The 19,776-nt window shown below is 66.7% G+C and carries 22 protein-coding genes; 16 read left to right on the top strand and 6 right to left on the bottom strand.

The genetic code is table 11. The features are described 5' to 3' along the window. Positions 1–39: 39 nt before the first annotated feature. The 4 genes from ACO07I_RS10975 (at position 40) to ACO07I_RS10960 (ending at position 3,910) form a co-directional block, all read left to right on the top strand. A complete protein-coding gene (locus ACO07I_RS10975) occupies positions 40–1,020 on the top strand; it encodes a Bug family tripartite tricarboxylate transporter substrate binding protein (protein ID WP_422017185.1) in 981 nt (326 codons plus the stop codon). Between the two features lie 91 nt (positions 1,021–1,111). After that, positions 1,112–1,495: a DUF4345 domain-containing protein gene (locus tag ACO07I_RS10970; protein ID WP_422017183.1), complete on the top strand. Its 384-nt coding sequence runs from the start codon at positions 1,112–1,114 to the stop codon at positions 1,493–1,495. Positions 1,496–1,567: 72 nt separating this feature from the next. Continuing rightward, positions 1,568–3,475, top strand: coding sequence for an AsmA family protein (locus ACO07I_RS10965; RefSeq protein WP_422017181.1), 1,908 nt, complete (start codon positions 1,568–1,570; stop codon positions 3,473–3,475). A gap of 144 nt (positions 3,476–3,619) precedes the next feature. After that, entirely contained in the window at positions 3,620–3,910 is a 291-nt protein-coding gene (locus ACO07I_RS10960; protein ID WP_422017179.1) for a hypothetical protein, read from the top strand. 138 nt (positions 3,911–4,048) lie between these two features. Here the strand turns inward: ACO07I_RS10960 and ACO07I_RS10955 are convergent, their stop codons facing one another. Next, entirely contained in the window at positions 4,049–4,267 is a 219-nt protein-coding gene (locus ACO07I_RS10955; RefSeq protein WP_230553079.1) for a cold-shock protein, read from the bottom strand. Positions 4,268–4,665: 398 nt separating this feature from the next. On the opposite strand from ACO07I_RS10955, the gene ACO07I_RS10950 reads away from it, so the two are divergent. The 8 genes from ACO07I_RS10950 (at position 4,666) to ACO07I_RS10915 (ending at position 13,009) form a co-directional block, all read left to right on the top strand. Continuing rightward, positions 4,666–5,562, top strand: a complete 897-nt coding sequence (locus tag ACO07I_RS10950; protein ID WP_422017176.1) for a fatty acid desaturase family protein — start codon at positions 4,666–4,668, stop codon at positions 5,560–5,562. A 40-nt stretch (positions 5,563–5,602) separates the two neighbouring features. After that, on the top strand, positions 5,603–6,820 hold the full coding sequence (locus tag ACO07I_RS10945) for a CaiB/BaiF CoA transferase family protein (protein WP_422017174.1): 1,218 nt from the start codon (positions 5,603–5,605) through the stop codon (positions 6,818–6,820). Between the two features lie 18 nt (positions 6,821–6,838). Then, the gene (locus tag ACO07I_RS10940) at positions 6,839–7,303 is read left to right on the top strand and encodes a DUF1348 family protein (protein WP_422017172.1); all 465 of its coding nucleotides are present in this window, start codon (positions 6,839–6,841) and stop codon (positions 7,301–7,303) included. Positions 7,304–7,484: 181 nt separating this feature from the next. Then, a complete protein-coding gene (locus ACO07I_RS10935) occupies positions 7,485–8,825 on the top strand; it encodes an ABC transporter substrate-binding protein (protein WP_422017170.1) in 1,341 nt (446 codons plus the stop codon). 37 nt (positions 8,826–8,862) lie between these two features. Next, entirely contained in the window at positions 8,863–9,771 is a 909-nt protein-coding gene (locus ACO07I_RS10930; protein ID WP_422017168.1) for a carbohydrate ABC transporter permease, read from the top strand. A 2-nt stretch (positions 9,772–9,773) separates the two neighbouring features. Next, entirely contained in the window at positions 9,774–10,616 is an 843-nt protein-coding gene (locus tag ACO07I_RS10925; protein WP_422017166.1) for a carbohydrate ABC transporter permease, read from the top strand. Positions 10,617–10,729: 113 nt separating this feature from the next. After that, complete coding sequence (locus ACO07I_RS10920; protein ID WP_422017164.1) at positions 10,730–12,055, top strand: tetratricopeptide repeat protein; 1,326 nt, start codon at positions 10,730–10,732, stop codon at positions 12,053–12,055. A 12-nt stretch (positions 12,056–12,067) separates the two neighbouring features. Further along, positions 12,068–13,009: a FecR family protein gene (locus ACO07I_RS10915; protein WP_422017162.1), complete on the top strand. Its 942-nt coding sequence runs from the start codon at positions 12,068–12,070 to the stop codon at positions 13,007–13,009. Here ACO07I_RS10915 and ACO07I_RS10910 read toward each other — a convergent pair. Then, on the bottom strand, positions 13,006–13,419 hold the full coding sequence (locus tag ACO07I_RS10910) for a RidA family protein (protein ID WP_422017160.1): 414 nt from the start codon (positions 13,417–13,419) through the stop codon (positions 13,006–13,008). The two genes, ACO07I_RS10915 and ACO07I_RS10910, sit on opposite strands and share 4 nt — an antisense overlap. Positions 13,420–13,469: 50 nt before the next feature. After that, a complete protein-coding gene (locus ACO07I_RS10905; RefSeq protein ID WP_422017158.1) occupies positions 13,470–13,907 on the bottom strand; it encodes a DUF5991 domain-containing protein in 438 nt (145 codons plus the stop codon). A gap of 85 nt (positions 13,908–13,992) precedes the next feature. Here ACO07I_RS10905 and trhA point away from each other — a divergent pair, with 85 nt between their 5' ends. Together trhA and ACO07I_RS10895 are read left to right on the top strand one after the other, a co-directional pair. Then, the gene (gene trhA / locus ACO07I_RS10900; RefSeq protein ID WP_422017156.1) at positions 13,993–14,628 is read left to right on the top strand and encodes a PAQR family membrane homeostasis protein TrhA; all 636 of its coding nucleotides are present in this window, start codon (positions 13,993–13,995) and stop codon (positions 14,626–14,628) included. A 25-nt stretch (positions 14,629–14,653) separates the two neighbouring features. Further along, positions 14,654–15,298, top strand: a complete 645-nt coding sequence (locus ACO07I_RS10895; RefSeq protein WP_422017154.1) for a hypothetical protein — start codon at positions 14,654–14,656, stop codon at positions 15,296–15,298. On the opposite strand, the gene ACO07I_RS10890 is transcribed toward ACO07I_RS10895, so the two are convergent. Then, entirely contained in the window at positions 15,191–15,646 is a 456-nt protein-coding gene (locus ACO07I_RS10890) for a hypothetical protein (protein WP_422017153.1), read from the bottom strand. The genes ACO07I_RS10895 and ACO07I_RS10890 overlap by 108 nt on opposite strands. Positions 15,647–15,760: 114 nt before the next feature. On the opposite strand from ACO07I_RS10890, the gene ACO07I_RS10885 reads away from it, so the two are divergent. Together ACO07I_RS10885 and ACO07I_RS10880 are read left to right on the top strand one after the other, a co-directional pair. Next, entirely contained in the window at positions 15,761–16,771 is a 1,011-nt protein-coding gene (locus tag ACO07I_RS10885) for a Tim44 domain-containing protein (RefSeq protein WP_422017151.1), read from the top strand. A gap of 115 nt (positions 16,772–16,886) precedes the next feature. Then, a complete protein-coding gene (locus tag ACO07I_RS10880) occupies positions 16,887–17,861 on the top strand; it encodes a tripartite tricarboxylate transporter substrate binding protein (RefSeq protein WP_422017149.1) in 975 nt (324 codons plus the stop codon). Between the two features lie 129 nt (positions 17,862–17,990). Here ACO07I_RS10880 and ACO07I_RS10875 read toward each other — a convergent pair whose 3' ends face one another. Continuing rightward, a complete protein-coding gene (locus tag ACO07I_RS10875) occupies positions 17,991–18,794 on the bottom strand; it encodes a maleate cis-trans isomerase family protein (protein WP_422017147.1) in 804 nt (267 codons plus the stop codon). 16 nt (positions 18,795–18,810) lie between these two features. Beyond that, positions 18,811–19,677, bottom strand: coding sequence for an amidohydrolase family protein (locus tag ACO07I_RS10870; RefSeq protein WP_422017145.1), 867 nt, complete (start codon positions 19,675–19,677; stop codon positions 18,811–18,813). Positions 19,678–19,776 lie beyond the last annotated feature (99 nt).

Genomic DNA, 19,776 nt, shown 5'->3' with positions numbered 1-19,776 from the left:
AGCCAACGCTCCGCACCCGCGGCGGCGAATGGAGAAGTCATGCTCAAGCGACGTCACCTGCTGGCCGGCCTTGCCGCCACCACCCTTGCCGCGCCGCTCGTCGCGCGCGCCCAGGGCATCTATCCCAACCGATCCGTGAAGATCGTCGTGCCGTGGCCGCCCGGCGGTGGTGTCGACGCCTTCGCGCGCGTCCTCCAGGCGCCGCTGAGCGCCCAGCTCGGGCAGACCGTGATCATCGACAATATCGGCGGGAGTGCCGGGCGTGTCGGCACGCTCAGCGCCTCGCGCGCGCAGCCGGACGGCTACACGATCCTGCTCGTGAACGATACGTTCGCGGCGACCGAGGCGCTGCCCGTGGCGGGCACGCCGGTGCTCTATCCGGCCTTCCAGCCGGTGACGCTGGCGATCTCCGGACCACAGGGGCTGTTCACGCATCCGCGTTCTGGCTTCGCCACGGCACAGGCCTTTGCGGCGGCGGCGAAGGCCAATCCCGGCAAGCTCAATGTCGGCGTGCCGGGCCTGGGCAGCAGCCAGCATCTCACGAGCGAACTGCTGCTGCGCGCGGCAGGCGATCTGCGCGTGACGCACGTGCCCTATCGCGGCGGCGGACCGCTGCTGCAGGATCTGATCTCGGGCAACATCGACGCCGGTGTGGTTACCTTCGCGGCCGGCGCCCCGCAGGCGCGCGGCGGACAACTCGTGGCGCTGGCCATCACCAGTGAACAGAGGTCCAAGGCGTTCCCCGGCGTCCCCACGGCGGGCGAGACGATCGCGCCGGGCTTCGTGCAGGCCACATGGCAGGGTCTGCTGGCGCCGAAGGGAACGCCCGCTGCTGCAATCGAGCGCTTCCATGCCGCCGTGTTGGCCGTCCTGCAGGACAAGGCCGTGATCGCGCGCCTCGCCGATCTCGGCTTCGATCCCGTTGGCCTCGACGGCAAGGGTTTCGGTCAGCTGTTCGACCGCACGGTCGACACCTTCGCGGGCATCGCCAGGGAAAGAAACATCGCAGCCGGGGACTGAGATCGCTTCTCCATGCCGCCCCACTGATCGCCTTGGCTGGTTCCTCCGTACAGAGAGAAGCCGGCTAAAAGTCGGGAAAGGGTTGGGCTGGATGAGTGCCACGTCGCTCGTGTCGAAGCGCGCCGCACAGGTGGGCTTCGCCGTGGCCGGGATCGTGCCGGTCGCTGCCGGCTTGTGGGGTGTCTTTCAACCGCTTGTCGGATCGTTGGGTTCGCAACTGAACCATGGCCGCTATCTGTCGGGCTTGTTGCTCGGCATCGGGCTTGTCTTCTGGGCGTCGATCCCCGGCATCGAACGGCGCACGGAGCGCATCCGTGTGCTGACGGTGGTTGTCGTGATCGGCGGCGTCTGCCGCCTGCTGGGGGTGATCATGGGCGATCCGCTGTCGCCGGCGGTGATGGGAGCGCTGGCGATGGAGCTGGCGGTCACACCCTTGTTATGCTTCTCGCAGTCGCGCCTGCTATCTCAGAGGTGAGTGCGGCGGGAGCCCCATCAGGCCTTGGGCAGCCGCGCTGCAACCGCAGGGGGCTCGTGACGTTTCGGGTGGATGAAACGTGCCGCCAAGATTCTGGGCTGGACGGCCGGCATCTTCCTCGGCCTCCTGTTGATCGCCGCCGGCACGATCTATTTCGTTGCAACGTCGGATTATCTGCGCGGCCAGTTGGAAGGCCGGGCCAGTGATCTCACCGGCCGCAAGACACAGATTGCCAAGGTTGCCGTCCAGTGGGGCTGGACCACGAATGTGAAACTGGAAGGCATCGAGGTCGCCAATGCCAAATGGGGCAAGGCGCCCTACATGCTCAAGGTCGATCAGGTCGATTTCGACATACGCCTGTGGCCGCTGCTCGGCGGTAATCTCGTCCTGCCCCGTCTCGTGCTGCGCAAGCCCGAGGTTCAGGTCGAGACCGGCGACACGGAACAGCTCAACTGGAGCATGGACGAGACGCCGGTCATCACGGGGGCGGCGAAGGCGCTCGAACCCGAAAGCCGCTTCGACGCGCCGGTGATCGGCAAGCTGGAGATCAGCCAAGGCAAGCTGGGCTACCGCGATCCCAAGCGGAAGCTGGAACTCGATGGCACGGTCTCGACGGCCACCGGCAAGGCGGAGGATGCGGCCGAACTGTCACTGAAGGGCAAGCTGGAGGGCCAGGCGCTCGAGGTGCGCTTCGTCGGGGGCTCCGTGCTGATGCTGCGCGACACCGATCAGCCCTATCCGCTCGACCTCGACGTGTCCTTCGGAGGGACCAGGCTGAAGATGAAGGGGACTGTGCAGGATCCCTTCAAGTGGACGGGGGCCAACGTCGACCTCACGCTCTCCGGTCCCAACCTTTCCGACATCTATCCGCTTCTGGGCATTCCGGGACCGCCAACACCGCCGTACACGATCACGGGCAAACTGGAACGCGAGACCGGGCTCTGGAAGTTCATTCAGTCCAAGTGGCGGGTCGGAGAAAGCGATCTCACGGGCGAAGTCACGATCGACGAGCGGCGCAAGCCCGCGTTTCTGACGGCCAAGCTCCTGTCGCAGAAGCTCGTCTTCGAGGACCTTGCGCCCCTGGTGGGCGCGACGCCCGCGCGCAAGACCAATGTGTCCGCCAAGCAGGCCCAGACGCAGGCTCAGCTCGAAGCGTCGGGCGATCTCTTTCCCAATGTGCCCCTGCAGGTCGAGAAGTTGCGAGCGATGAACATGGACGTGGCCCTGGACGCCAAGCGGGTCGTCGCGCCGCCCTGGTTGCCGGTCCAGGCGCTGGCTTTCCGTGTCCTGATCCAGGACGGCAATGTCACGGTCAAGCCGCTAACGCTATCGGTGATGGGCGGGGGAACGATCGCGGGCGAGATGGGCATAGATGCCCGCACCGACGATCCGAAAGTGAAAGCCAACCTCAGGGCCACCGACATCGAACTGAAGAACTTCTTCCGCCAGTCCCGTTACTTCGACGCGACGCAAGGCAAAATCCAGGGAAGGGTGGTGCTCGCCGGCAACGGTCGCTCGCTGGCGCATGTCATGGGCACGGCCAACGGACATATGGCGTTCGTGCTCGGAGGCGGCTCGGTCAGCAGCCTGATGGTGAGCCTGGCGGGCCTGCAGATCTTCGATGCGCTGGTGCTCTATGTTACCGGCGACAACCGAATACCCATCAAATGTGCCGTCAGTCGCCTCAACTTCCAGCAGGGAAATGTGACGTTCGACCGGACCTTGCTGGATACCCAGAAATCCGTTCTGCACGTGAAGGGTCAGCTCTCCCTCAAGAGCCAGGCTCTCAAGGCCGAGATCGATTCGGATCCGAAGAGCTTCGATCTGCTCGACCTTCACGGCGCGGTGATGATCGAGGGCAAGCTTCGCACGCCGCAGGTCTCGCTGGGTCGCGTGATCCCCATTCCGACCCCGGTTTTCGGAAATGCCAAGGACGTGCCATGCGCCGGTCTCACCCAGGAAGTGCTGGGTGCTCCCTGAACGTCTGCCGCCAGCGCGGGAATGAGCGCTTGCCGCGCCCGCGCCGAGCGCCCATTTAAGGAGGGTATTCGGCGACGTCTCCGTCGGCGCCTCCTTATTCCGAAGCATCCGACGATGCCTCGAAGCGCAAGACGAGGTTGCGACATGACCATTGAACGAAAAGCCGAACCCCCGCGTACCGCGCAGGCCATCCTGACCCCGGACGAGGAGGTCACGCTCCGGCGCGTTGCCTTCGGCCAGTCCGACGTGCGGGCCATGCGTGCCCAGGACCTGACCCGGTTGCGCAGCCTGCGCCTCATCCAGGACAGCAAGGACGGGCCGTGCCTCACGCAGACCGGCCGTCAGCGGTTCGAGGAGTTGCCCAAGGCGATGCTGATGGACAGGGGCCCCAAGGACCTCATGTCGGCGATGGCCAAGGTCTTCAAGACAAGCTGACGTGCCCTAGAACGCGAAAGGCCCCGTCCCTTTTCAGGAACGGGGCCATATCGCGTTGCCACTCCCGCCGCGCGCCCCAGTACATCCGTGGTGGCGCGCAGGAAGGAGGGCGGCCGCCGTGTTACCGGCGGCCCGTGATCAGGATGCGGCCTTGAGGTTTTCCGCCGCCATCTTGCCGCTCTTGCGATCGGCGACCAGCTCGAACTCCAGCTTCTGGCCCTCGCTCAGCATGCTCATGCCGGCGCGCTCGACCGCGCTGATGTGCACGAAGGCGTCAGTGCCGCCATTGTCCGGCTGAATGAAGCCGAAGCCCTTCTGGATATTGAACCACTTCACGGTTCCCGTCGTCGTTGTCATGGGAGACCCCTTTTCTATTTTGGATATGCGAGTCCGTGCGCTCTTTCCGCGATTGAACAAGCGGAAGCGCGCTGGAGCCCGTCGAAATTGCACTGGCTTTCGGGATCAAGTGTCGTGGAGCGGGCCGCTGAACATCGCCGGCGGGCGCGGACCAAATCAGATGTCCGTGTATCGACGAGCTTCATATGGTCCCTTGTTCCGACACTATCAAGGGCCAAATACAGCGGGTCCTTGCACCGTGGCGAAGGACGGAGGTGTTCATGGAGCCTCATTCTACCCCCGATCCCATAGATTCCCAGTTGCGCGCTGCCGCCGCCTCGTTCGCGCAGCCTTCTCAGGCACAAAGCCTCCTGCAGATTGCAACCTCATTCGGCCCCTTCCTCGCGGGTTGCGCGGCCATGTACGCCGCATGCGGTATCTCGCCGTGGCTCGTGCTGGCTCTCGCCATACCCACCGGCGCCTTCATGGTGCGCGTGTTCATCGTGCAGCACGATTGCGGGCACGGCTCGTTCTTCAGGTCGCGTCGCGCCAACATGATCGTCGGCCGCCTGTGCAGCCTGTGCACCTTCACGCCGTTCGCGAACTGGCGCCGCCAGCATGCGCAGCATCATGCCGAATGGAACAACCTCGATCGTGGCGACCGCGGCAGTGACATCTATTCCTCGTGCCTGACGGTGCGGGCCTATCTCGCTTTGTCACCCCGCCAGAGGTTCGCCCACCGCCTCGTCCGCCATCCGCTGATCGCCAACTTCCTGCTGCCGCCGCTGGTGTTCGTGCTGCTCTACCGCGTGCCGTTCGACACGCCGCGCGCGTGGGTGCGGGAGCGCCGCTCGGTCCTCCTCACCAATGCGAGCCTCGTGGCCTTGTTCGCGACCCTCGTTCTGCTGCTGGGCTGGCGCGACGTCTTGCTGGTTCATTTGTCGATAATGGTCGTCGCGTCGATCCTCGGCGTCTGGCTGTTCACCTTGCAGCATCGCTTTCCCGGGGCGCAGTGGAGCGGTCGGGGCGCCTGGCGCTATGTCGATGCCGCGATGGATGGATCGTCCTGGTTCGATCTGCCGCTCGTCCTGCGCTGGTTCACCGGCAATATCGGCTTCCACCACGTGCATCATCTCAACCAGCGCATTCCGAACTACCGGCTGCCGCAGGCTCACGAAGCCGCCCAGAAGGTGCGCGCCGTTTCGCCCCTCAGCCTGCGTGCCGGTCTCGCTGCGCCGCGGCTCACGCTGTGGGACGAAGCGTCCAGCCGCCTCGTCCGCTTCTGCGACGTGGCGCGACTGGAGACGCCTGCCTGAACTTGCTCTAGCGTGGGATCCTCACAGAGGAGCCCCGTCGATGTCTGTTCCCCACGGCCCGCTTCAGGGCGTCAAGGTCGTCTCCTGCTCCACCGCGCAGGCGGGCACCGTGCCCTGGATGCTGATGGCCGATCTCGGCGCCGACGTGATCAAGATCGAATCGCCCCACGGCGGCGACCCGTCGCGCCGTATGACCGTTCTGCCGGGCATGGGCAGCACCTTCTTCGAAACCAACAATCGTGGCGTGAAGAGCGTGACGCTGAACCTCAAGAGCGAGGAGGGGCGCGCGATCCTGCGCAAGCTCGTGGCGAGGGCCGATATCTTCGGCCAGAACTTCCGACCCGGCGCGGCAGAAAAGAACGGTTTCGGCTGGGAGGAGTTGCGCAAGGTCAACCCGAAGCTCGTCTATGTCTCGATCTCGGGCTATGGCCCCGACGGACCGCATGCCGATCTGCCGGGCACCGACTCGATGGCGCAGGCGCTGGGTGGCATTGCCGAGGCCTACTCGATGCCGGGCCAGAAGATGCGGACCGGTGTCGTGTCCGTGGCGGACGAGACCTGCGCCATCCTGGCGTTCGGCGGTGCGCTTGCGGCGCTCACACATGCCCGTACCACCGGCGTGGGCCAGAAGATTGATCTCTCGCTGCTGGGTGGGCAGATCCGGTTGATGGGCTGGACGCTCCAGACGACGATGTGGCGCGACCGCAATCCGGTTACCGGCCAGGCCCGCGTCACGGGCACGCGCGAGCGCCCGGGCATCAGCGCGAGCTTCGACGATCGCGACGGCAAACCGCTGGTCTTTCAGATCACCGGTCCGGAGGACTGGAAGGAGGCGATGACGTCGCTCGGCTTCTACGAGGCGCTGGAAAAGGCGGGCTTCGCCGACCTCGGCGTCATCATCGACAACGACCCCAAACGCAACGAACTTCTCGCCACGCTTGACGCGCTGTTCGCGACCGGTACGCGCGAGGACTGGGTGGGGCGGCTGCGCGGCGCGGACATCGTGTCGGCGCCGATCAATACGCTCTTCGAAGCGTCCAACGATCCCGACGTCATGGCCAATGGTTACGTCACCGAGGTCGAGTATCCCAAGCTCGGGAAGAAGCTGAAGGTGCACGGCACGCCCTGGAAGTTCTCCGAGACACCGGCCAGGCCCGGCATCGCGCCGGAACTCGGCGAACACAACGACGCGGTGCTGGGAGAGCTGGGCTACGGGCCGGCCGAACTCGCCGACCTGCGCGCGCGCAAGATCATCTGACTCGAGAGGAGGCTCGCTATGTCCCGTCCACCCTTGCCGCCCTTCACCGAGCAGACAGCGACGGAAAAGGTTCGCCTGGCCGAGGATGGCTGGAACGGCCGCGATCCGGCCAAGGTCGCACTGGCCTATACGCCGGACAGTCAGTGGCGCAATCGCGCGGAGTTCCTCCAAGGCCGCGACGCCATAGAAGCCTTTCTCAGGCGCAAGTGGGCGCGCGAGCTCGACTATCGCCTCATCAAGGAACTCTGGACCTTTGCCGGCAGCCGCATCGCCGCCCGCTTCGCCTACGAGTTCCACGACGACAGCGGCACCTGGTTCCGCGCCTACGGCAACGAGAACTGGGAATTCGATGCCGACGGGCTGATGCGGCGCCGCCTCGCCAGCATCAACGAGCATCCGATCGCCAACGTGGACCGCAAGTTCCATTGGCCGCTCGGCCGCCGGCCCGACGATCACCCGGGGCTCAGCGCGCTCGGCTTCTGATCGGATCCTGGCGATGCTGCGACCGCGAAGAGCCGCCCTGCCGCAATCGAACGACTCCTGAAGTGCATCACTGCAGGTCACCCCGGCGATTTTCTGCCGATGACGACGCGTGCGTGTTCCTCTAGGCTTCGCTCAACGCAGGGTAAAAGCCCGCGACTGAAAAGCGTCTGGAGGAAACAGCATGGTTCGTTCGATCACGCGTCGTCGTGCGTTGCAGGGCGTTGCCCTGGGTGGTCTGGCCGCCCCGATGCTCAACACCGTCACCGCCTATGCGCAGAGCGGCGCCTTCAACTGGCAGCGCTTCAAGGGCCAGACGGTCGAGGTGCTGATGGAGACCGGCCCGCGTGCCGATCTCATGAAGAAGTACCAGAAGGAATTCCTCGACCAGACCGGCATCAAGCTCGGCATCGAGGTCATTCCCGAGCAGCAGGCCCGCCAGAAGGTGGCGATCGAGCTGAACTCGGGCAAGCCCAGCTTCGACCTCTTCAACTTCGCCTTCCACGTCCAGAAGCGCCAGTTCGAGAAGGCCGGCTGGCTGCTCGAGATCACGGACTGGCTGAAGGACCCGCAGATGATGCCGGCCGAGTATGAGCTCGGCGACGTTTCCAAGCTCGGCATGAGCTTTGCGACCACGTCCGATGGCAAGGTCAACGCGCTGCCGATCCTCTGCGACTACTTCATGGTCTATTACAACAAGGAGCTGTTTGCGAAGAAGGGCGTGGCCTTCCCCAAGACGCTCGACGAGATGATGGCCGCTGCCGCCGCCCTCAACGATCCGTCGGCCGGCATCTCCGGCTTCGTCGGTCGCGGCGTGCGCAACGCCAACGTCGTGCTGTGGACGCAGCTCCTCTCGGGCTGGGGCCAGGAGACGGTGACGGGCAAGCCCTTGCGCCTGATCACCGACACGCCCGACGCCATCGCCTCGGCGGAATACTACAAGAAGCTGCTTTCCTCCTACGGACCGGCCGGCATCGCGGGCTTCAACTGGAACGAGGCGCAGGGCCTGTTCATGCAGGGCAAGGCCGCCATGTGGATCGACGCCACCGGCTTCGCCGCACCGGTCGAGGACAAGACCAAGAGCCGCGTCGTCGGCAAGGTGGGCTACGGCGTGCCGCCCAGCGGGCCCAAGGGGCATGGCTCGGTGACCTTCGGCACCGGCATGGCGATCCCGAAGAACGCCGCCCGCAAGGAAGCGGCCTACTACACGATGCTGTGGATGACCGGCCCCAAGATGGCCGGCCGCATGCTGCAGGTCGGCGGCGGCATCCCGTTCCGGACGGCGCCGCTCAAGGACCCGGCCGTCCTGTCGTCGCTCACCGTCCCGCGCGAATGGGCCGACTGCGCCGCCGGCTGCGCGCCGATCAGCATGCCGGGCCTGCCGGTGATCGTGCCGGTGACGGAGTTCCGCGACGTCATCGGGACCGCGCTCACCAACCTGCTGGGCGGCGCCGATCCAGCGACCGAGATGAAGCGGGCCACCGCCGAGTTCAAGCCGGTCCTCGACAAGAGCGAGGCGAGTTAACGACGAAGTCGTTGATCCCGAGCGGAGCGAGGGACCTTTGGCGGGCGTAGAATCGACAATACCGGCGGGCACGCGGGCGGCGGGAGAACGCCGCCTGCGGCCCTACCTGCTGTTCATATGGCCGGCCCTGATCGTCAGTTCCGCGGTGATCATCTTCCCGTGGATCTTCACGATCTGGATGAGCCTCAACGACTGGCATATCGGCAGCAAGCAGGTCTTCATCGGCCTCGACAATTACGTGGCGCTGGCCACCAACCGGCGCTTCCTCGAATCGATCGGGCATACGATCTACTTCACCATCCTGGCGGTCGCCCTGCCGATGGTGCTGGGCACGATCTCGGCCCTGGTATTCCACAAGAAGTTCCGCGGGCGCGGCTTCTTCCGCACCCTGTTCATCATGCCGATGATGGCAACCCCGGTGGCGGTCTCGCTGATCTGGACCATGATGTTCCATCCGCAGCTCGGCGTGCTGAACTACTTCCTCAGCCTGGTCGGGCTGCCGCCGTCGGAGTGGGTCTATTCGCCGAACACGGTGATCCCGAGCCTGATCCTGGTAGAGATCTGGCTGTGGACGCCGTTCGTCATGATCATCGTGCTGGGCGGTCTCGCCTCGCTGCCGACCGAGCCCTACGAGGCGGCGCTGATCGACGGTGCCAGCCAGTGGCAGATGTTCTGGAAGATCACCTATCCTCTGGTGCTGCCGTTCCTGGTCGTCGCGCTGATCATGCGCACCATCGACGCGCTGAAGGTGTTCGAGACGATCTGGGTAATCTCCAACGGCGGGCCAGGCACCTCGTCGGAAGTACTGAACGTCTACCTCTATGCGCAGGCCTTCGCCTACAACCAGGTCGGCACCGCCTCCGCGGTCGTCGTGGTGTTCTTCGCCATCATCGTGGCGCTCTCGCTGGTGCTGCTGTGGGCGCGCCAGAAGGCCAAGTGGAACTGACCATGGCCATTTCCGTCCGCACGAAGCGCAAGGTGCGCAGGACCGTCGACAAGGTGGCGCTCGCAATTTCGGTCGCGGTGCTGCTGGCGCCCTGCCTGTTCGTGTTCTTCTGGATGCTGTCGCTGTCGCTGAAGTACGACATCGACAACACCGCCTGGCCGCCGGTCTTCTGGCCCGAAGAGCCGACCCTCGAGAACTTCGCCAAGGTGTTCGAGGAAAGCCCGATGTTCCTCTACTTCTGGAACTCGGTGCAGGTGACGGGGTCGGCGACCTTGGTCGCGCTGCTGCTGGGCGTGCCGGCGGGCTACGGCATCGCCAAGGCGCGCGCGCACAAGATGGCGGCGGTGCTGCTGCTCAGCCGCATGACCCCCGGCCTGTCCTACCTGATCCCGCTCTTCACCCTGTTCCAGGTGCTGGGCCTGATCGGCACGATCTGGCCGATCGCGCTCACCCACATGGTGATCACCCTGCCGATCGTGGTCTGGATCATGATCGGCTTCTTCGAGACCCAGCCGCACGAGCTCGAGGAGGCCGCACGCATCGACGGGGCCACGCTGTGGCAGGCCTTCCGTTACGTCGCACTGCCGCTGGCGCGGCCCGGCATCGTGGTCGGCGCGATCCTCGCTTTCATCTCCTCGTGGAACAACTTCATCTTCGGCGCGGTCTTCGCCGGGCGCACCACGCGCACCATGCCGGTCGCGGTCTACAACATGCTGACCTTCGAGAGCTTCGCCTGGGGACCGCTCGCGGCCGCCGCCATCATCGTGATGCTGCCGGTCATCGTGCTCACGATCATCATCCAGAAGGAAATCGTGCAGGGCCTGACGGCCGGCGGCGTGAAATAGCGCCCTTCCATCCGATCTGCAGAAAGAACGCAGGTTCGTACTTCCGGTCCGCGTCTTTGCCGTCCACAATGTCTGGGGGAAGAGGGGCACTTGTCGGAGTATCGCTTTTGCGGATGCGCCTTCTCACGCTCGCCTCGTTCCTTGTGGCGATTCTGGCCCTTTCGACTCCGTCGTTTGCGCAGGTTACCGACGCGAAGCGTGCCTCCTATCGGGCGGCCTTCGAGGAGACGCTGCGTCAGCCCGACAATGCCGAAGTCCTGCTGAAATACGCGCAGGCCGCGGCCGCGGCTGAGGACTACGAAGGTGCGATCACCGCCTACGAGCGCTTTCTGGTCCTCGATGCCGACCAGCCCAGGGTGAAGTTCGAGCTGGGTGTCCTCTATTACAAGCTCAAATCCTATGACGCGGCGCGCGCCTATTTCGAGCAGGCGCGCGCTTCGGAGAAGACCAGCAAAGAGGTCGCCGAGCGCTCGTCGGAGTTCATCCGCGACATTGACAGGCGCTGGGGGACGTCGCGCCTCACCGGCGAGTTCGTGGCGGGCATCCGCTATTCCGACAATCCCGCCAGCCTGCCCACCGGCACGCTGCAATCCTTCGGCGCGACCGTCGTGCCCAATCCCACCTTTCAGAGACAGAGCGACTTCGCTTTCGTCGGCGCGGCCTCGCTCAGCCATCGCTACGATTTCGGGCGCCAGGACAGCGGCACCCTGGAGACGGATTTCTCGTTCTACACGGCCAAGCAGTTCCAGGTGACCAACGCCGACGTGATGCTGCTCGATCTCGGCGTCGGCCCGCGCATGGAGCTGATCGACGGTCCTTTGAGCGGTGTGCAGCTCAAGCCCTTCGTCAGCGGCCGTTACATCACCATAGGCAACCTGCCGACCTACTGGGCCTGGGGGGCGGGGCTCGAAGCCTCTGTCCCGGTTGCCGACAAGGTGCGCGCGGGTGTCGTGGTGCTGGGGCAGCGGCGCGACTTCGTGGACAATGTGGCTGTGCCGTTCAACGCCCAGAACTCGGGCAACAACGCCACCGTAGCGGCCAACCTCCGGGCCGACCTGACCTCCAGCGTGGAAGCGTCGCTGGGTGGCAACTATACGCGCTACATCGCGATGACCGGTTTCCAGAGCTACGGCGAGGCGGGACTGGGTGGCGCGCTGACCTGGCGCTTCGAGGATCCCGTGGGTCTCAACGGCCGCAAGTGGACCCTTGCGGGCAACGCCGCGCTGGCCTTCGCGACCTACGACCAGCCCGACCCGTTCATCCAGCCGGGCACCGTGCGCACACAGACCGACGTCAATCTGGGGTTGCTGCTGTCGGTCCCGCTCGACGATCGCCTGACCCTCGTGGGCCAGACCACTTATTTTCAACGTTCGGCCTCAATCAACAACTACAGCTTCAATTCGTTCAGCAGCCTCCTGGGCCTCGGCTGGCGGTTCTGAGGGAGCGTTACGATGTCCTTGCGGAAATCATGCGCGGTCTTTCTGTCGGCCCTGTTGCCTCTGGCATTCGCATCGGCGGTATCGGCGCAGCAGGTGGGCGTCACCTCGGCGGCGAGCGGCGATCCGCGCGGCACGCCCCCCTCGCTGCCCACGCGAACCCTGCGCGTCGGCATCGATGTGTTCGGCAGCGAGCGCGTAACGACGGGAGCGGCCGACCGCGCCCATCTCGTCTTCCTCGACGGCTCGGGTCTGACGATCGGCGCCAACAGCGAACTCGTGATCGACAAATTCGTCTTCGATCCCAACCGCAATGTCGGCGAGCTGGCCGTCAATGCAACCAAGGGGGCCCTGCGTTTTGTCGGCGGCGCGATCAGCAAGAAGGGCGACGTCATCATCCGGACCCCGAGTGCGCATATCGGGGTGCGCGGCGGCATCGTGACCGTCACCGTGGGCGCCGATGGCTCGACCACCGCGACCTTCCTGTTCGGCGATCGGATGACCGTGTCAAACGCCGCCGGCACGCAGCGCGCGGTGCGCTACGGCTCGCAGATCTTCGTGCCGGCCGGCGGTGGCGCGCCCTACGAGCCGGTGATCCTGCCGCCCAACACGCTGCAGGCCTATCTGGCCCTGTTCGAGCAGACCCAGACGACCGGCAATGTCATCGGCCCGGGCGACAAGGTGCTGATCGAGGCGGCCGTGCGATCGCTGAATGCCCAGGCGCTACCCTATGCCGATCCCTCGTCGAAGCTGGCGCCGTGGCTCGCCTATCTGCAACTCGTCGCGACGCAGGCCATCACGATCAACAATGCCTCGCGGCCGGTCGGCGGTGCGCCCGGCCCGTCCGGCGGTTCCACCGGGTCCCAGACCGGTGGCGGCGGAACCGGCACGAATCCGGGCTCCGGCAGCGGCGGATTCGGCACGGGCGGTTCAGGCACCGGGGGCAACGTCCCCTAGGGCAGGATTGCTTCGCCCTCGATCTCGACCTTGGCGTTGGGGTCGATCAGGGCCGAGACCTGCACCAGCGTCATCGCCGGGAAATGGCGGCCGAGCGTGGCTCCCCAGGCGGCGCCCACCGCCGCGCCGGCGGCATTGAACTCGGCGATGTCGGTCACGTAGGCGCGCAGAGCCACGAGATGCTCGGGCTGGCCACCCGCGGCCTTGAGCACGGTCACGAGGTTGGAGAGGGCAATGCGCCATTGCATGCCGGCATCGGCCTCGGCGGGAATGTGCGCCTGCGCCGGCTCGCGTCCGATCTGGCCCGCGATGCGAACGCTGCGCGTGCCAGTGGCGACCACGGCATGAGAGAAACCGCGCGGGCGCGGCCAGCCTTCGGGCAGGATCGGCGTGTAGGCGATGTCGGACATGTCTCGTGTCTCCTCCGGTTTCGGTTGGAGGCACTCTATCCGCTGCCCTGCTAGCGTCCCACCTTCTTGAAGGCGGCGGTCGGCGCGCTCTCGCCGGCGGCCTTGGCATAACCCTGCCATGTCGTGACGAGACCGTTGGGGGCCTCGGCGATGGCGAAGAGCGGCTGGCCGACGCTGTAGAGCTTCACGCCGTACTTGTTCTCGACCTTGCCGTTGCCGTAGCTCACGAAGGTGACGAGCAGGCGGTCGCCGTCGGGCATCGCCTTGCAGCGAATGTTCTCGTCTGTCTGGAAGCCCTTCGCGATCAGGCGGCATCCTTCGGGGCCGGCCACGGTCAGCGTGTGGGTCACGAAGTTCTGCGTGCCGCCGGCGCCGGGACCCAGCGCCTGTTCGTAGACGTAGGTGCCGTCCCACGGTTGGGCGGCGAGTGCGACGGAGCCTGCGGCAAGTCCGAGGCTCACGGCGAGGCCGGCGAATACAGACTTCATTCAGCTCTCCTTATTCGGGCCTGAGACAACGAGGCCGTCGCCGAGCGGGTTGCGGCAGACAGCGGGTGACCTCATCGTGACCCGCATGGCAGACCCGAAATTCGACCGTTACCTGCGCGCCGATGCGGCGATCCATGCGCTCGGCTTGGTGCTGGGCGTCGTCGGCGCGGCCGCGATCCTGATCGTGGCCGCGCGCGCGTCGCTGCCCGGGCAGATCGGCCCGATCCTCGTCTATGTCGTCGGGCTGCTGGCAATGCTCAGCTGCTCGGCAGCCTACAATCTGCGCCTCGCCAGTCCGCGGCGCGAATGGCTGCGCCGGCTCGATCATGCCGCCATCTTCGTCATGATCGCCGGCACCTACACGCCGCTCACCCTGCTGAAGCTGCGCGAACCGTGGTCGAGCGGGCTCACGGCGGTGATGTGGACGGCGGCCTCCCTCGGTATCGCCGCGAAGTTCCTGCAGCCGCGACGCATCGAACAGATCTCGGTCGTGCTCTATCTGCTGATGGGCTGGATCGGCCTGTTCGCGATCGACGAGCTGCTGGCCTCGGTGGAGCGGAAGACCTTGATCCTGCTTCTCGCAGGCGGCGTGGTCTATTCGCTGGGCACCATCTTCCATCTGTCGAGCCGGCTGCCGTACCAGCAGGCGCTGTGGCATGCCTCGGTGCTGGTCGCGGCTTCTATCCACTATGCGGCGATCCTGTCGCTGTTGACGCCGTGAAGCGACACCGGTTTACGTGACCCTCATGTCGTCGCGTCTGCTTTTCCGCCTGACCGCCGCAGCCGTCCTCGCCGCGGGCCTCGTCATGGCCATTGCCGGGGCGTCGATGAGCGTGTGGGCCTGGACCACGCCAGAAACGCATATCGCCTTTCGCTTCGGTCTGCCGCTCGCGACCGCCTGGCTCGCCTTTACGCTGGTTCGGCTGGTGCGGGTGCTGCCCGACGCCTGGAAAGGCGAGGAACAGACCCCGGCGCGCGATCCGCTGGCGGCGCTCGAGACCGCGCCCAAGCAGGATGTCGACCAAGCCCTGAAGAAGAGTTCGCCCGATGCTCTGTCGGTCCGCCAGATCGCGCTGCCGCGCGAGCCGGAGCTGCGGCGGCGCCCGAGGGTCGCGCAGAGGGTCGAGCTGCGCGGGGGGCGCACGCTCTATCGCGTGCAGCCCGTGCGACGCCCGCCCGTGGCCAGACGCGCCATCGCCGCGGCGGCGGTCGTCGTCGTCTCGGTCAGCCTCTTTTTCCTGCTGGGGCCGATGGACCTCGAGGATGTGAGCTGGATCGCCTCGCTATTTCGAGCGCTCGAGGAGCTCCCGGGCCTTTTTCAGCGTGTCGACGCAATTGGCCTCTTGGCCACGCTCGGCTTCGGCGCGCGCGGCCACCAGCAGCGCCTGTAGCGCCGTCCGGTCGGCGGCCCCGTCCTTCTTCGCTTCGTCCCGGGCCGCCTGCTGCGAGGGCGGGGCTCCCGGTTTCCCGGTCACGTCGGGCATGGTCGGCATGCGGCTGTCGGTCGTGCCGGGCGGGGTGATGACCGAGCGGTCCGACGTGGCCGGCGGCTCGATCACGCCGCCCGACCGGCCCAGCTCGCGCGAGGTCACGCTCGGGGCCTTGTCGGGCGAGGCCGTGGGCGGGTCGGTGGCGATGTTCTGGGCCCGGGCCAGCTCGCGCACCTGGTCGAGGCAGCCCTCGGCGGCGGCGAGCCCCGGCCAGAAGGCGAGGGCGAAGGCGATGAGGCGGATATTCATACCCGTCAAACGACGCCTTCGGGGCCCCGGTTGCCCTTGAACTGCACGCAAAGAGCCCTAACATATTGTGTGCAAAACAGGCCGGGATGAACCCGGTGCTACAGGGATGTCCAAATGACCAAGTTTCGTTGGCTCGCGATCCTCGCGGCTTTGATCATTGCGGTGCCGTCGCTGGCCCCGTCGCCCGCCGATGCGCGCGCCGGCGGCGGTGGCAGCCGTGGCAGCAAGTCCGGCCAGGCGCCGGCCCCGACCCAGACCGCGCCGACCTCCAAGCCGGCCGAGCGCAGCACGACGCCGCAGCAGCAGAGCCCGTCGGCCAATCCGGCCAGCGCGGCCGCTGCCGGCGCCAAGCCCGGCTTCATGCAGCGCAACCCGTTCCTGACGGGCCTGATGGGCGGCATGCTCGGCGCCGGCCTGATCGGCATGCTGATGGGCGGCGGCTTCGGCGCCGGCCTCGGCAGCATGGCCGGCATGCTGGGCTTCCTGCTCCAGCTCGCCCTGATCGGCGGCATCGCCTATCTCGCCGTGCGCTGGTGGAAGTCGCGCAACGGCGCCCCGCAGGCGGCCTTTGCCGGCGCGGGTGCCGGCGGTTCGATGGGCGGCAATTCACTGTCGCCGAAGCCGGCGGCCCCCGACTCGATGGCCCGCACCGGCCTGCAGCCGATGATGGGCGGCATGCTGGGCGGCGCGGGTGCCGCCTCGGCGGCGACCGCGACCCAGCCGCTCGAGATCGGCGCCGCCGACTACGACGCCTTCGAGTCGCTGCTCATCAACGTGCAGGCGGCCTACAGCGCCGGCGACTTGACCAAGCTGCGCACGCTCGCGACGCCGGAGATGCTGGGCTACTTCACCCAGGATCTGTCGGCCAATGCGAGCCGCGGCGTCGAGAACAAGGTCACGGACGTGAAGCTCGAGCAGGGCGACCTGTCGGAAGCCTGGAGCGAGGGCGGCGTCGAATACGCCACCGTCGCCATGCGCTTCAGCATGATCGACGTGATGCGCAACGTCGCCGACGGCCGCATCGTCGAAGGCAACGAGCAGGTGCGCACCGAGGCGACGGAAGTCTGGACCTTCCTGCGCGGCCGCGGTGGCAACTGGATCGTCTCGGCCATCCAGCACACCTGATCGCCCGTCGATCTTTTGAACTGCAGAATCGGTCGGCCTCACAGCCGGCCGATTTTGTTTGGGCGGCCCGCTCTTTGCTCAGAGATGCTGTCGCTGGGAAGGGAAGGAAACAAACATGGCTCGCCTGACACGAAGGGCCGCCCTCGCGGGCGCCGCACTCCTGCCGCTCGCCGCCGCATCACCGTCGCGCGCGCAAGGAAAGTTTCCCGACAAGCCGATCCGCCTGATCATCCCGTGGGCCGCCGGCGGCCCGGCCGATGCCGGCTTCCGCATCCTCGCGGAGTCGGCGGCGAAGAAGCTGGGCCAGCCCGTCATCGTCGACAACAAGGGCGGCGCCGCCGGTGTGCTGGGCGCGCTGGCGCTGCAGGATGCGAAGCCCGACGGCTACACGATCAGCCAGATGCACATGAGCGTGCTGCGCCAGCCGATGCTGAACGCGTCGCTGAAATACGATCCGATCAAGGACCTGACCTACATCCTGCAGATCACCGGCTTCGTCATGGGCGTCGTGGTGCGCCCCGATGCGCCGTGGAAGACGCTGCCCGAGCTGCTGGCCTATGCCAAGGCCCATCCCGGCAAGCTGAACTGGGGCACGCTGGGTGCGGGCTCGACGCAGCATCTCGCGATGGAGAGCCTCGGCCTGAAGCAGGGCCTCAGCTGGACGCACGCGCCCTATCGCGGCACCGCCGACACGCTGCGCGCGCTGATGGGCGGCGAGATCGACTTCGCCTCCGAGTCGTCGGGCTGGGCGCCGCTGGTGATGGCCGGCAAGCTGCGCCTGCTCGCGGTCTTCACCGAGAGCCGCGCCAAGCGCTTCCCCGAGGTGCCGACCGTCCAGGAACTCGGCCTCGAGATCGCCGTCGACAGTCCGGGCGGGCTCATCGGGCCGAAGGGCATGGACCCCGCCGTGGTCAAGATCCTGGCCGACGCCTTCCGCGAGGCCGCGGGCGAGCCGAAGCACCTCGAGTTTCTGGACAACATGGACCAGCCGCTGCTGCTGCTCGACGGGCCGGCCTATCAGGCGAAGATGGCAAAGACGATGGAGCAGGAGCGGGAGCTGCTACGGAAGCTGAACCTGTTGGCGACTTGAAAACCACCTCACCCTGAGGAGCGGCCGCAAGGCCGCGTCTCGAAGGGTGGGCACGAGCACCGCGCCTGTTGCCGATCCTTCGAGACGGCTGCTGCGCAGCCTCCTCAGGATGAGGTTGTGCGGGTAACTCTATGACCTGAGCAACGCCCCATACCCCTCGATCGGCGTGCGGATGCCGGACAGCCGCAGGCAGTGCCACAGGCTGGCCTGGTTGGCGCTGACTACCGGACGCCCGAGGTCGCGTTCGAGCGTTTCGAGAATCCCGACGCAGCGGAAGCCGGTGCCGCCGATCAGCACGCCGTCGGCTTCGGTTGGACAGGCCCGGCGGATCTGGGCGTAGAGCGGCTCGATCTCCTGCTCGAAGCCCATGCCCTGCGGATAGAGATCCCTGGGCGGCACGTCCCGCCACTTGCGGCCGGGATCGAGCCGCAGATGGCCGACCGGCGCCAGCCCGTGATCGCCGTAATAGCGCAGCGCCGCGCCCACCGTGTCGTCGGGAAACCACGGCGGCACCACGAGGAACGGCCGCTTCACGTCCGAATGACGCAGCGCCGCCAAGGTATCGAGCCCGTTGGTCGTGACCTTCGCCTCATCGCCCGCGATGCCCGATCGCACCACCGACGACAGCGCCGCGACGGTGGCCTCGTCCCAGCCCTTGCCGCCCACGACGCTGCTCGACGTATGGGCGAAGACGACGGCCTGCAGCTTCATCGCCGAGAACTGCCTGGCGCCGCGCGCCAGATCGTCGGCGAGATCGACGCCGCTGCGATCCGCGCGCCACTTGGCCCACGGCGTCGACGCCGTCACCCGCGCCGCATGCACCGACACGCCCGGCGGCGCCATCGCCCACCACTCGGCCTCCGGCACCGCCTCGTTGCCGACGATGAACAGCCCGATACGGGCCCGCCAGCCCCAGTTGTCGTGGTGAGTCATGCCCGTGCCTTCCCCATCAGAACCCGTAAAGAACCGTCGGATTGTCGACCAGGATCTTCTGCCGCACGGCCGCGTCCGGCACGCAGCGGAAGAAGGTGCGCAGCAGGTCCGCCTCCTGCGGGATCGCCTCGGCCGCGTGGCCGACATGCGGCCAGTCGCTGCCCCAGACCAGCCGGTCGGGATTGGCGGCGACCAGCGCCTCCATGAACGGCGCGGTGTCGTCGTAGGCGGCGCCCGGCCCGGCGCCCTGGCGGGTGTTGCGGTCGGCGCCCGAGAGCTTGCACCAGTAGCGTCCGCTCTTCAGCCGCTCGCAGAACCAGCGGAAGCCGGGGTAGTCGACGCCCTTGTCGGCCATGGTGCGGCCCATATGGTCGATCACGAAATTGAACGGCATCTTCTCGAGCGTCGGCGCCAACTCCATCAGGTCGCCGGTCTCGACCCAGAGCTGAACGTGCCAGCCGCGCGCCCCGAGGCGCGGCGCCAGCGCCAGAAGGTCGTCGAGGCTCATGCCGCCCGAGGAGACCGGCTTGCCGTCCTGGCGCAGCAGGTTGATGCGCACGCCCTTGAAGCCCGCCTCGCTCAGCTCGTCGAGCCGGCGCTCGCTCACCTCGGGCTTCAGCAGCGCCACACCGCGCAGCCGGTCGCGATGGCGCTGCAGCGCGTCGAGCGTCACCTCGTTGTCGCCGCCGGCCGCCAGCGCATGGACGATCACGCCGCGCGCGATGCCCAGCCGGTCCCACAGCGCCAGCAGCGCCTCGACCGGCGTCGCCTGCAGCGGCGAGAACTTGCCGCCGGAGACGGCGGGGAAGCGGTCGTAGGGACCGTAGACATGGACGTGGCAGTCGGCGGTGCCGGCGGGGAGGGGAAAGCGTTCCTGGGTCATGCGGCCACTCTAGTGACTTTCCGGACACCGGAGAATCAACCGGTTCCGCAGACGCCGCCCCCGCACTGAGAGCCGAAACCGGATTGAACACAAGCGATT

Origin of the sequence: Reyranella sp. (assembly GCF_965227665.1) — a bacterium.
GTDB lineage: Bacteria > Pseudomonadota > Alphaproteobacteria > Reyranellales > Reyranellaceae > Reyranella.
The sequence above is the reverse complement of the archived record's forward strand: the minus strand, read 5'-3'. Positions and strand labels throughout refer to the sequence as shown.